12 protein-coding genes are annotated in these 13,130 nt (G+C 37.7%); 7 read left to right on the forward strand and 5 right to left on the reverse strand.

Annotation, left to right across the window (positions count from 1 at the left end; genetic code table 11):
• The first annotated feature begins 36 nt into the window (after window positions 1-36).
• The 3 genes from dctP to ACONDI_RS00780 all read left to right on the forward strand — a co-directional run bounded on the left by dctP (window position 37) and on the right by ACONDI_RS00780 (window position 3,176).
• A complete protein-coding gene (dctP, locus tag ACONDI_RS00770) occupies window positions 37-1,188 on the forward strand; it encodes a TRAP transporter substrate-binding protein DctP (protein WP_241079597.1) in 1,152 nt (383 codons plus the stop codon).
• Between the two features lie 144 nt (window positions 1,189-1,332).
• Window positions 1,333-1,845: a TRAP transporter small permease subunit gene (locus ACONDI_RS00775; RefSeq protein ID WP_241079598.1), complete on the forward strand. Its 513-nt coding sequence runs from the start codon at window positions 1,333-1,335 to the stop codon at window positions 1,843-1,845.
• 2 nt (window positions 1,846-1,847) lie between these two features.
• Window positions 1,848-3,176: a TRAP transporter large permease gene (locus tag ACONDI_RS00780; protein ID WP_241079599.1), complete on the forward strand. Its 1,329-nt coding sequence runs from the start codon at window positions 1,848-1,850 to the stop codon at window positions 3,174-3,176.
• Between the two features lie 101 nt (window positions 3,177-3,277).
• Here ACONDI_RS00780 and ACONDI_RS00785 read toward each other — a convergent pair whose 3' ends face one another.
• The 5 genes from ACONDI_RS00785 to ACONDI_RS00805 form a co-directional block, all read right to left on the reverse strand.
• Window positions 3,278-3,655, reverse strand: coding sequence for a DnaJ family domain-containing protein (locus ACONDI_RS00785; RefSeq protein WP_241079600.1), 378 nt, complete (start codon window positions 3,653-3,655; stop codon window positions 3,278-3,280).
• A 254-nt stretch (window positions 3,656-3,909) separates the two neighbouring features.
• Window positions 3,910-5,085 carry a coenzyme F420-0:L-glutamate ligase gene (locus ACONDI_RS00790; protein WP_241079601.1) on the reverse strand — a complete coding sequence of 392 codons (1,176 nt, stop codon included), beginning with the start codon at window positions 5,083-5,085 and terminating at the stop codon, window positions 3,910-3,912.
• 58 nt (window positions 5,086-5,143) lie between these two features.
• Entirely contained in the window at window positions 5,144-6,469 is a 1,326-nt protein-coding gene (locus ACONDI_RS00795) for an amidohydrolase (RefSeq protein WP_241079602.1), read from the reverse strand.
• Between the two features lie 51 nt (window positions 6,470-6,520).
• Window positions 6,521-7,138, reverse strand: coding sequence for a deoxynucleoside kinase (locus tag ACONDI_RS00800; RefSeq protein WP_241079603.1), 618 nt, complete (start codon window positions 7,136-7,138; stop codon window positions 6,521-6,523).
• Window positions 7,139-7,253: 115 nt separating this feature from the next.
• Window positions 7,254-8,087, reverse strand: a complete 834-nt coding sequence (locus tag ACONDI_RS00805) for a class I SAM-dependent methyltransferase (protein WP_241079604.1) — start codon at window positions 8,085-8,087, stop codon at window positions 7,254-7,256.
• A 428-nt stretch (window positions 8,088-8,515) separates the two neighbouring features.
• On the opposite strand from ACONDI_RS00805, the gene metK reads away from it, so the two are divergent.
• The 4 genes from metK to ACONDI_RS00825 all read left to right on the forward strand — a co-directional run bounded on the left by metK (window position 8,516) and on the right by ACONDI_RS00825 (window position 13,090).
• Window positions 8,516-9,709 carry a methionine adenosyltransferase gene (gene metK / locus ACONDI_RS00810; protein ID WP_241080907.1) on the forward strand — a complete coding sequence of 398 codons (1,194 nt, stop codon included), beginning with the start codon at window positions 8,516-8,518 and terminating at the stop codon, window positions 9,707-9,709.
• Between the two features lie 3 nt (window positions 9,710-9,712).
• Window positions 9,713-10,960: an adenosylhomocysteinase gene (locus ACONDI_RS00815; RefSeq protein WP_241079605.1), complete on the forward strand. Its 1,248-nt coding sequence runs from the start codon at window positions 9,713-9,715 to the stop codon at window positions 10,958-10,960.
• Between the two features lie 81 nt (window positions 10,961-11,041).
• Window positions 11,042-11,905 carry a glycine betaine ABC transporter substrate-binding protein gene (locus ACONDI_RS00820; RefSeq protein ID WP_241079606.1) on the forward strand — a complete coding sequence of 288 codons (864 nt, stop codon included), beginning with the start codon at window positions 11,042-11,044 and terminating at the stop codon, window positions 11,903-11,905.
• Between the two features lie 105 nt (window positions 11,906-12,010).
• Entirely contained in the window at window positions 12,011-13,090 is a 1,080-nt protein-coding gene (locus ACONDI_RS00825; protein WP_241079607.1) for a uroporphyrinogen decarboxylase/cobalamine-independent methonine synthase family protein, read from the forward strand.
• Window positions 13,091-13,130 lie beyond the last annotated feature (40 nt).

A 13,130-nucleotide genomic window follows, 5' to 3' on the forward strand; every position in this document is an offset into this window, starting at 1 on the left:
AATAGCAAGTTTTTTTAATTACAAAGGAGGGGTACTTTGAGAAGGTTTATTACTGCTAAAAAGTTGTTGGCTCTTGGTCTTTGTTTAATCTTAGTATTTTCATTGCTAGGGTGTGCAGATGTTGAAAAGGATGAAGAAAATGCTGAAGAAAATGATGAGGCCGCAACTGCTGAAGCAGATCCAGATGAGGTTCACGAATGGACAATACAAACATCATGGCCTACTGGAATATTGCTGCATGAGATGGCAGAAAAGTGGGCAGAGAGAGTTGAGATTGCAAGTGGAGGAAGGATAGAAATTGAAGTTCTTCCTTCAGGTGCAATGGTAGGGGCTATGGAAGTGTTGGATGCTACTCATGAGGGGACGATCGATGGAATGCACAGCTGGTCTGGCTATTGGCTAGGAGATCATGATGCGGCACCACTTTTCTCGTCTATTCCAATGTTATTTGAGACCCAGTCTCACGTGCTATGGATGTATGATAGAGGGCTTGAGTATCAAAATGAGATTTATCAAGATGAAATGGGCTATAATGTCAAAGCCTTTTTGGGAGGAGCTACTCACCCTGAGATAGGTGCACATTCTAATGTGCCCCTTGAAGAGTTAGAAGACTGGCAGGGTACTAACTATCGCGTTCCTGGCTGGATGGCAGAAATCTTAACTGACATGGGAGTATCTGTTGTTACGTTAGAAGGTGATGAAGTATATCCTTCTCTTGAGAGAGGAGTAGTTGATGCCGCAGAATTTAGCTCTCCTGTAGTGAATCATGAGTTAGGTTTTCAAGAGGTTACAGATTATTATACTGGTCCTGGTATCCACCAGCCTAGCTGCTTGTTTGAAATAGTATTAAATAAAGATTCTTACGAGGCGCTTTCTGATGACTTAAAGGAAATAGTAGATCAAGCCACCTATGCTGTTACTATGGAGTCCTGGACAGAAGACGTAGTTGGCGGCCAGGAAGTTTTGGATACTTGGGAAGAAGAATATGATAATGAACCTGTCGAAGTTTCCGAGGAAGCACAGCTAGAATTTCGAAAAGAAGCCTGGGATTTCATTGAAGAAGAAGTAGATGGTGCTGCTCAAGAGGTTTGGGATGATGCTCGTGACTTTTATATAGAATTTAATAACTATGATGAGTTTATGAACCCTAGTAGAGAAATACCAGAAGAATGGGAAGTTGAAGATTAATAGTTGATAAAACTTGAGTGTAAAAATTAATTTTATAGAGCATCCCCAGTGTTTACCCAGTTTTGGGGCATCATAAAGCTCTGTGGATGCTCTTCCTTAACCAATAATCTTAAATATAATTTATCCCGGTAGGGGGTGATGTGGTTGGGAAGATTAACAAGGATAATCGGTGTGATTGACAAGATAAATGATTATGCGGCAAGGGCTGTGCAGTGGTTTGTGCTTATCTTGGTCGTAACTTTGGTGTATGAAGTGATCATGAGATATGTTTTTAATAGTCCTACTTTGTGGAGTTTCGATGTTTCTTATATGAGTGCTAGTATATTTTTGATGCTTGGTATGGGTTATACTTTAAAGGAAGGCGGGCATGTAAACATTGACATAATTGTAGGAAATCTAAGCAGGCGTAATCAAGCAATCCTCAATTTGATTTTCTTTGCGATACTTTTTTTCCCCCTGTGGTTTTCTGTACTTTATGCATTTACTCCTAACTTGATCAATTCCTGGGCAATAGGAGAAACAGCTGCAGTTGGAACATGGCGTCCTCCGATCTACCCATACAAAACATGGTTGTATGTAGGAATGTTCTTGCTTTTAATTCAGGGGATATCAGAGTTTTTGAAGGAACTATTGATTATTTTTAGGGGGGAAGAATAATAATGGTTCTAAGTGCAGAACTTGTGATACTTTTAATGGTTGCTGTACTGCTATTGTTAATCGTGCTTGGACATCCGATTGGCTTTGTACTTGGTGGGGTTGCAACTATATTTGGCCTGGTGTTTATTGGTAATCAAGCGATGCACATGTTTTATTTGAGATTAGTGTCTGTGTTTCAGGACTACACTTTAATTGCTATTCCCTTGTTTGTATTCATGGGTATAATTATAGAGCAAGCTGGGATAGCAGAAAAGTTATATGAAGCAGTGAGAATATTGATGGGTCGTCTAAATGGTGGGCTTGCAATCACCGCAATACTTACAAGTACGATTTTTGCTGCTGCTACAGGTGTAATCGGAGCTTCTATTGTAACTGTAGGAATTTTGGCTCTTCCCTCAATGAAAAAATATGAATATAATAATTCTCTTTCGACGGGTTCTATTTGCGCAGGGGGAACCCTTGGAATTTTGATTCCTCCTAGTATCTTAATACTGGTTTATGGCCCAACGGCTGCTATTTCAGTAGGAGCATTATTTGCGGCAGCTATAATTCCAGGGCTTTTGTTATCTATGATGTACATGATTTATATAGGTGTTCGCTGCAAGATAGATCCTTCTTTTGGGCCTGGTATGAGTGCAGAGGAATTAGCCCAGTACACAACAAATGACAAGGTCAGACTGTTTCTTACATCGGTAGTTCCGGTAGCTATTATAATTCTTGCAGTATTAGGAGTGATTGTGGTTGGAGTGGCAGCTCCGACAGAGGCGGCTGCAGTTGGTGCGCTTGCAGCTATGATACTTGCGGCATTTAATAAAAAGTTAACTTTAGAAGGTGTTAAAGAAGCTTCTCTTAGAACAATCAAAACCAGCTGTATGGTATACATGGTGCTTATAGGGGCTAACTTTTTCACCGGAGTTTTTATGCGCCTTGGTGGTGGAGATATTGTAAAGGAATTGGTAATTGGCCTTCCTTTTCCAGATTGGGGACTTCTTTTAACCATGTGGTTTGTGATTTTCATCTTAGGGATGTTCATAGATTGGATTGGAGTAATTATGATAGCTATACCTTTATTTACTCCAATTGCTGCAGAATTAGGCTATGATCCCATTTGGTTTGCGATGATGAATATTGTCTTGCTTCAAACCTCTTTTTTAACACCGCCCTTTGCATATTCGATATTTTATGTCAAAGGGATTGCACCAGAGGGAATTACCACCGTGGATATATACAAAGGAGTTGTTCCTTTTGTAGGCATTCAGCTTGTAACCTTAGTGATCCTTGGAGCTTTTCCACAAATTATAATGTTCTTACCTAAGGCTTTTGGATTATAGGAGGGATAAAAAAAGAGCCCTCTGATGTAAAACTAAAGTTTGAGCTCATGGAAGAAATTGTGAAAAGTATTAATGGTTGGCCTGAGGTTTTTGAAGTATCCTTATTTGATAATCCCTAAATTACTCCTTATTTTCTTTTTATATGCTTTTAATACTGATTTCTTGATTCCTCGTTTTTCAAGCATGAAATTAAACCGAAGAGTCTTTTCATTTAATCTTTTTCTGTATGTTTCTTTTTCCTCTTCATCATGGCAGCTTTCAATTAATTTTTCGAGGTTTACCATATCTTTTTTTAGTTCAAGCTCCTCTGGTAGATGGCCTGAATTTTTGAGTAGGATATATCCTGTTCTTAAATCTTTGGGTACTTGGGAAAGATCATCTAATTTGAGGGGCTTTCCTTTGTTTTCAAGATTATCAAAGGCGCCTTCACGTTTGGCTTTTTTTATCTCTTCTTCGCAAAGCTGGTGGATAAGGTCCATAATAATCCTCTCCTATTATTATAGTTTAACTTATAAAACAGCTAGCTAACTTAAGTTATGCTTTGTTGCAAAAGTTATAGAACATGATATAGAACACGACATGCTTAAGTTTTAATGTCAATGTTATTATATAAAATTTAATTATAATTCACAATATAACAGCTATAATAACTTCAGTAACTAAGAAATAACAAAAAGCCACTGGAAAAATCCAGCGGCTAAAGAGTAAACTAAAGCTATCAAATTTAATTTTATTATAAAAGATTCTTGATCAAAATCAGCGGTGTTCCTGCATCAGCAGAACCGCTTATTAGGTCAGCAAGACTTGCCATTAAGTCCTGGGCCTGTCTTGGTGTTGTACCTTCAGTTTCGATTTCGTCGTAGCTTCTTTTGCTATTAGCTTCTTTATCAAGAATTTCTGCAATTTCTTCTTCTGATTTGCCCTGATTGTGATAAAGATCAACTAAATACTTGTATTTGACACCTTCTCTGAAAGTGTTTTTAAGTCCAGGTGTTGTACCAAAGGCGGGCTTTGGATCAGCAAGTTCATAGATGCCGCTTGTAGGGTCTTTGTATGCTCCATCACCACTAACAAGGACTTCTACCTTTTTACCGGTTTCTTTTTTGACTTCATCCTGCACTGCACATGCAAAGTCATCGGCATTGTATGGTGCAAGTTTTAGCTTGTCATCAGAGGACATATTGCTTCCTAGAAGTCCCCACTCAGACCAGACTTCTTTGCTGCTGTCATTAAATAGGTCCTGAAGGGTGCAGGTTTTAACTTTCTTTTCTAGTTTCTTTCTGTTCTTTTCTCTGGTGTGTATATCCGCAGATACTGCAGCGTCAAGATTATAATCAGTCATAGCAAGGGGATCATTAGATAGAATTATTTCGTAATCAGCACCAGTTTTTTCGATGACATCCTTATACAGCTGTAGGTAATTAACACCTGTGATTGGGTGCAAAAGATCTTCTTGATTTAGTTCATCTTCAGTAATGACCTTTTTGCCAGCTTCATCAAATTCCTCTGCTAGCTCTTCTGGTATTAGCTGATTACCTACTTCATCATCAGGATAAGAAAGCTGTACAATTACTTTCCCATTAGGAACAGCCATTGCAATACCTTCCATCATCATGGAGAAACGGTTCCTACTAAGGATAGGGAATAGCACTCCAATAGTTGCATCATCTGAAATATTAAGTTTACTTCTAACTTCTTTTGCAATGTCGTCTGTTGTAATGTAATTCTCCTGAGCTCTTGCAAGAACTGACTCTGTGATACTAAGAGCATCACCATCATCTAGAAGAGAGTCATTATTTATTTTTCTGACCTCTTCCATAATCATACTTTTTAGATCGCTTCCTGGAAGAACCACACCCATTTTAATTCCAAAGGCGCATGGTCCTACATAGTCTGGTAATTTAACCAAGATTTAGCCTCCTCAGTATATGTTTTTTAACCTTCTGAACTTATTAATTGAACTTAATTTATTTGTTAAGAAGGTTAGTTATCTTAGTATCAATTTCATCAAGTATACTTTTTACATCCATTAATTGAAGTTCTTTATCCTGCACTAACTTTTGCCCATTGACCATAACCATGGTAATATCATCGGCTCTTGCGGAGTATACAATGTTTGCTATAACGTCGTGTGTTGGTGCAAGATGTGGCTTGTTTAGGTCAAGCATTATGAGGTCTGCGCACTTTCCTTCTTCTAGGCTGCCTATTTGATCTGCAAGGCCTAGTACCTCAGCACCGCCTCTTGTTGCCATGTATAATGTTTGGTAAGCGGGCATGACTGTTGGATCTAATGTTTGAACTTTTTGTAGAAGTGCTGCGCTTCTGGTTTCTTCAAGCATGTCTAGATTATTATTACTTGAAGCTCCGTCTGTACCTATACCTAACTTTAATTTTTTATCTAACATCTTTGGAATTGGAGCGATTCCACTTCCAAGTTTCATGTTACTTTCTGGGTTGTGAGCAACACCTACATTATTGGCTTTCAGTATATCCATCTCTTCATCGTTGACATGGACACAGTGAGCTGCAAGAACCGGAACTTCAAAGAGTCCAAGGTCATTTACGTGCTCTACTGGTCTCTTTTCGTACTGTTCTTGAATCTGATTAAGCTCATCCAAAGTTTCAGCAAGATGAATGTGTATACTTGCTCCCACATTTTTGGCTGATTCAATAACTTTTTCCAAAAATTCAGGAGGGCATGTATAAGGTGCATGGGGTCCATACATTATATTAATACGGCCATCTGAAGTGTTGTTCCAGTTCTTAAAGAGTTCCTCGTTTTCTTTTAGTGCATCTACTGCATTATCCTGAAGCCCTATCATACCTCTAGATAAAGAAGCTCTTATGCCTGTCTCTTTAACTGCTAAGGCTACCCCGTCCATTTTGTCGTACATATCAGCAAAGGTGGTAGTGCCAGATAATAACATTTCAGATATGGCAAGGATGGTACCCCAGTAAATATCATTTTCGTCTAACTTGCTTTCTAAAGGCCAGATTTTTTCTTCTAGCCATTTCATCAGGGGTAAGTCGTCTGCATAACTTCTAAGAAGGGTCATTGCAGCGTGAGTATGGCAGTTGACAAAACCGGGCATTACAACTTTATTTTTGCCGTCGATAACCTCATCTGGGGTCCAGTATTCTGGGATATTGCCTGGAGGTGATATTGCAAAAATTTTGCCATCTTCTATAGCTATGCTTCCTTTGTAAAAATTATCATCTTTATTATCTTCAGGCTTGTTTGTCATAGGAACTAAAAAACAATCTTTAATCAAGACTTTATTATTTTGTACCACTGCCTAACACCTTTCTTTCAATTAAAATATAAAATAATATGAGCAGCTATATTATATAGCCTCTTTAGCGTTTTTTACTACTCCTTCTAACTCTTCATCAATATTATCAAGGTTAAGGCTTTCAGTATCTATTTCAATTATTTTGCTTTCTTTCTCATTTTCCATTATACTTTTTACATGTTCCTGATAAGCTTGGTATAGTGCCCACCAGTAGTCTTTGCCAAGTCTTAATTCATCTTCTCTTCCTCTTTCTTCAATTCTGTTCATTACCTCATCGAATGAACATGTAAGAATTATCATGCATTTTGGCTTTTTTATTGTTTCCATCAAGGTGTTAAAAAAAGTTAAATAATTATTGTATTCTTTTTCTGATAGATGACCAAACTCATAAAAAAGTTTTGCATAAACGGGATCGCTGAATATACTTCTATCCAAAATATACTTTTCGTTATCTGAAGCTACTGTATATTGTATAAAACGAGTCATTAAAAAATTTAGCTGCATTGGGTAACACCATTTGGAATCTTGAGAGTATTTATTTAGAAGGTCGTAAGGATCTCTAAATTCCTCTGGCATTACTTCCAAATTAAGTTTTTCGGCTAAATGGTTTACTAAAGTACTTTTTCCTGTTCCTGTCATTCCATCAACTACTACTGGTACTTGTCCCAATTGATTCCCCTCCTCGAAAAAAATATACCACATAAAACTAATATTCCTATTGATTGTGTAGGGCTTAACCTTAACGGTTAAGCCCTAGATTTAATTAAATTTAATTAATAATATACTATTTTTTCTTAGCTACAAATAATCCCCAGTTGATTTTTCCTTCGCTTGCTTTTTCTACCCAGTATTTTAATCCCTGTAGAGCGTTATTGATTGGCTCTTCTGGCAGATTTCTGTCATTAATTAGATAATCTTTCTTTTCATCTAAGATGTCGTGTACAGACTTATAAGATTTACCTAAATTTGAGCTCCCATATTCAATCACTTCTACGACTTCAAAACCTGCGTCTTTTAATTTTTCTTTATAGAATTCAAATGTTCCAAGATCAGGGACGTTAACTCTGTCATATACTTTTTCTGCTTCTTCCTGTGTTAGTTCTGGCATTTGAAGTATGTCAGAAAATACAAAAGTACCACCTTTTTTAAGTACTCTATTGCATTCTCTTAATAGATCTGCTTTGTCAGGGCTGTGCAGCATTGCGTCCTGACTTACCATAATATCAAATTCCCCATCATCAAAAGGCATATTGTTAAAATCGCCTTCGTAAACATCGATTTTGTCTCCTAGGCCTTCTTCTTTATTTTTGTTTCTTGCGTATTCGTTTTCCTTTTCTGATATGTTTAATGCTACTACTTTTTCACATTTGGTATTCTTTGCAATATAGCGTGGTAGGCCGCAGAACCCACTACCTATATCAATTACTTTATCTCCTTCTTGAATTTGTAGCTTTCTTAAAAGGTTTTCGTTCGCCTTGTCAGCTGCCTCATAGAAATCATCAGTGTTATCAAAAAGTCCTAAATGGTGGTTTTCTCCACCCCAACATTCTAAATAAATGTCATGCGCAGCACTATTATAGTACTCCTTTGCAATCTTAGCATACTCGTTACTGGCCACAAGTTAGCCTCCTTTTAGTGTTTTCAAAAAAAATAGTAATTCTAAAATATTACCGTCTCTAAAATAGTAATCCCTGAACGAAAAAATATCAAACCTGTTATTTATTCATCTCAGGGGCTTATAGGCAGTCTCACGTGTAACAAAGTAAATAGCTAGAGTAGTCTTACAATGATTAGCTCTGATAGTGGTTATACTACGGCAAACGTTAGTTGCGATATTATTGATATATGTTACACTTGATATATCAGCAGGTTAAAGGATTAAAAATCCAAATAGGTTGGAAGTGCTTTTTTTGTGTTTTAAAATCCAAAAGGAGGCAGGTTTAATTCTAATGATTAATTTTACACAAAAGAAATGTAAATTTAACATTGTACAGAAACATATAGGAGGTGTAAGAAGTGGCTATTAAGGATAGACCTGATAAAGAGATGGAAGAAGAAAACCGTTATCTAATTACTTCTGAATCTGTTACAGAAGGTCACCCGGACAAAATATGTGATCAGATATCAGATGCAGTATTAGATGCTATCTTAGAGAAGGACCCTGAAGGAAGGGTTGCATGCGAAACTGCTATAACTACTGGGCAGGTTAACATCTTAGGAGAGATAACTACTAAAGCTTATGTGGATATCCCTACTATTGTAAGGGAGACAATTAGGGAAATTGGTTATGACAGAGCAAAGTATGGATTTGACTGTGACACCTGCGGAGTTTCTGTTTCTATTGATGAGCAGTCTCCTGACATAGCTATGGGGGTAGATGATGCTTTAGAAAGCAGGACAGAAGAAGATGAGAAAGACACAGGTGCTGGAGACCAGGGAATGATGTATGGCTATGCTGCAAATGAAACTCCAGAGCTAATGCCAATGCCTATAATTCTTGCACACAAAATGTCTAGAAGATTGTCTGAAGTAAGAAAGAATAAAGAGCTTGATTATTTGAGACCAGACGGAAAAACTCAGGTTACAGTAGAATATTTGGACGGAAAGCCGGTAGCAATCAAAAATGTAACAGTATCAACTCAGCATAGTGAAGATGTAGATAATGAAACTATAAGGAAAGATATGATAGAAAAAGTTATTAAGCCAACAGTTCCAAGCGAGCTTATTGATGATGAAACTGAATACCTGATTAACCCAACAGGAAGATTTGTTGTTGGTGGTCCTCAAGGTGATGCAGGTCTAACAGGAAGAAAAATAGTTGTAGATACTTATGGCGGTGTTGGCCGCATGGGTGGAGGAGCTTTTTCCGGGAAGGACCCATCAAAAGTTGATAGATCTGCTGCTTATGCAGCTAGATATGGAGCTAAAAATATAGTTGCAGCTGGCCTTGCTGACAAATGTGAAATTCAGGTTGCTTATTCAATTGGTGTAGCAAAACCTGTTTCACTATGGGTTAATACCTTTGGAACTGGGAAAGTAAGTGAAGCTAAATTGTCTAAGTGGATTGCGGAAGTATTTGACTGGAGGCCATCAGCTATAATGAAGTCTTTTGACTTGAAGCGTCCGATTTATAGGCAAACTGCAGCATATGGACATTTTGGCAGAGAAGATTTAGACTTGCCATGGGAGAAAACTGATTTAGTAGATAAACTTAAGAAAAAATGGGAGGAGGACAAATAATTTATGTATGATAAAGAATTAGCAAGACAAGGGCAAAACAAAATCGAATGGGCTAGTAACAAAATGCCTGTTCTTGAAAGTATTTCAGAGAGGTGGAAAAAAGACAAGCCTTTATCAGGAGTAAGGGTGGCAGCATGTCTTCATGTAACAGCTAAAACTGCTAACCTTTTGATCACCCTTAAAGCTGGAGGAGCTGAGGTGGCTCTTTGTGGATCAAACCCTCTAAGTACTCAGGATGATGTAGTTGCTGCGCTAAATGATATATACGGGGTTGCTACCCATGCCAAAAGAGGCGAAGACACAGAGTCATTCTTCCAGAGAATTAAAGACGTGCTTGAAATAAAGCCGCATGTTACAGTGGATGATGGTGCAGATTTAATAAATGTTGTTCAAAGTGAAAAGAAAGATCTGATTGACAACATTGTTGGAGGAACAGAAGAGACTACAACCGGTGTTACACGTCTTAAAGCTATGGCAAAAGACGGGGTGTTACCTTTCCCTGTTATTGCTGTTAATGATGCTATGACAAAGCACATGTTTGACAACAGATATGGAACTGGTCAGTCAACTCTTGATGGGATTATGAGGGCTACTAACTATCTGTTTGCTGGTTCAAGCTTTGTAGTAGTTGGCTATGGATGGTGCGGCCGTGGTGTTGCTAAAGACGCTGATGGACTTGGAGCAAGAGTTACAGTTGTTGAAGTAGACCCTGTTAGAGCTCTTGAAGCTTCATTAGATGGATTTAGAGTAACCACTATGGAAGAAGCCGCTAAAGATGCTGATTTTGTTGTAACTACGACAGGTAACAAGAATGTGATTGACAAGCATCATCTAGAAAATATGAAAGATGGGGCTATTATCTCAAATGCAGGACACTTCAACGTAGAGATTAATATAGAGGCTCTTGAAGAGATGTCAACTGAAACAAAAGAAGCACGACCAGAAGTGATGGAGTACAATACAAAAGATGGAAGAAAAATTTATGTAATCGGTGAAGGTAGACTTGTTAACCTCGCTGCAGGAGAGGGTCATCCGGCAGATGTTATGGATATGAGCTTTGCCAACCAGGCTCTATCTGTAGAGTATCTAGCCAAAGGTGAGGACAAATTAGAGAAGAAAGTTTACCCTGTGCCAGAGCATCTTGATGGAGAGATAGCTGCTCTGAAGTTAGAGCGTATGGGAATGAAATTAGAGAAGCTAACCAAAGAACAGGAAACTTACTTGAATTCTTGGGATGTAGGAACTAGCTAATAAGATAACAATAAAGAATAACCTATATAGAATAACTATGTAGCAACAATATAGTTCGTATAGAAATAGGAGGAAATTAATTTGTATTCTAAAAAAATCTTAGTGTTTATATTAGTAGCTGTTTTTGCTATTGGAACACTGTTTGTTGGTTGTGGAGAAGAAGCAGGTGAGGGGTCAGTAGATATAGCTTATGTTAACTGGGCTGATAATGTGGCGGTAACATATCTGGCTCAGGCAGTATTAGAAGAAGAGATGGGTTACGATGTTAATGTAACTATGGCCGATGCCGGCGCAATTTATGAAGATATAGCAGGAGGAGACCATGATGTTTTCCTTGCTACATGGCTTCCTATAACTCATCAGGATTACTGGGAACAGCACGGAGATGATATTGATCAAATAGGACCAAACTTTACTGAAGCCAAGATAGGTCTTGTAGTGCCTGAATACGTTGATATAGACAGTATAGAAGAAATGGACGATTACGTTGATGAATTTGATGGTCAGTTAATTGGAATTGACCCTGGTGCTGGTATTATGCAGGCTGCTGGAAATGCTCTAGAAACATATGATAGTCTTTCTGAGTATGAGCTTTTGGATAGTAGTGATGTAGGTATGACATCAGAGCTATCCCAGGCTGTGGAAGAGGAAGAGTGGGTAGCAGTTACAGGTTGGATACCGCACTGGAAATTTGCTAGATACGATCTTAAATTTTTAGAAGATCCAGAAGGAGTTTTTGGTGAAGCTGAAGACATATATAATGTTGGTAGGATGGGACTAGGTGACGATATGCCAGAAGTGAGAGAATTCTTTGAAAACTTCTATCTTGAAGATGATGAATTGCATGAGTTAATGGTTATGATCGAAGAAACAGGAGATGAAGAAGGTTCTGCTAGAGAGTGGATGGAAGATAACATGGATATTGTAGAAAACTGGCTCCCATAAACGATGTATAAAAATCTTTAATGGTTACAGTATGATATTTAGGAAAGTATAAAAACTAAGGGGCTTAGTGCCCCTTGGTTTTATTTTTAGTTAGGGAGTGATAATATGGCAAAGAAAAAACTTACCGGTGAGATTGGTGCAATAGGTAGTCTGCCTTTTGAAGATACAGATAAAGCAATTGATTTTGTCTTCAAATATTTAAAAAATTTCCCCCATTGGCCTCAGCTGCCTAATTTGGGCGAAAAAGAGGACTTCATTCAGCAGTATGTTTCTAACTTGATCGATCGCGATTTTTTATACAAAAATGAAAAAGGATATTTAAGGGCCAGAACAGGATCAGATGATAGTGAGTTTACCAATAAGTTAACAGACTTTATGGAGATAACCCTTCAAGTGGAAGAAGGTGATGACAGCTTACTTAGTGAATTTGCTTTTCCAAGAGAAAATGCGGAAGGGTTTTATAAATTTTTGGATATTTTAAACAATTCTAATAATCTAGATTTTGATTTCCTTAAAGGCCAGGTCAGTGGTCCCTTGACCCTAGGGTTAGAGTTAAAAGATGGTGAGGGAAGAAGCGTATTTTTTGACCCACAGTGGCAGGAAATTATATCCATGAATCTAGCTAACAAAGCAAAGTGGCAGACCAAGGAACTAAATAAGTTTAATAAAAATACCGTTGTATTTTTTGATGACCCTGGGCTAACAGCTTATGGTAAAAGTTCCTACGTTGGCCTTGACAGAGATGATATTGTTAGATGTTTTGAGAGAATTGTTAGAGGAGTTAGGTCAGAAGGTGCTTATGCAGGTATACATGTTTGTGCGGGAGCGGATCTTTCAATACCCCTTGATGCAGGGATTGATATTCTTAACTTTGATGCCTATGAATTTTTCAACTCTGCCCTACCCTATACTGACAAACTAAATAGCTTTTTGTCTCATGGTGGTTATATTGCCTGGGGTCTTGTACCTTCCGATGAAAGGATCTTTGATGAATCTGCTGATTCTTTAATAGATCAATTAAATGAAAAAATTGAAAAGTTAGATAGCATGGGTGTGTCTTCTGATTTGGTGAAAAAACAGTCTTTTATAACTCCTGCATGTGGTCTTGGAAGCAGGAGTGAAGATGTAGCTGTTAAAGTATATGAAATGTTAAACGAGATTTATAATAAAAAGGTATTGGGATAATATCTAAATAAAAGCCGGGTTCTAATGAAAACTTTTTGGA

The organism is Natranaerofaba carboxydovora (genome assembly GCF_022539405.1).
GTDB classification, from domain to species: domain Bacteria; phylum Bacillota; class Natranaerobiia; order Natranaerobiales; family Natranaerofabaceae; genus Natranaerofaba; species Natranaerofaba carboxydovora.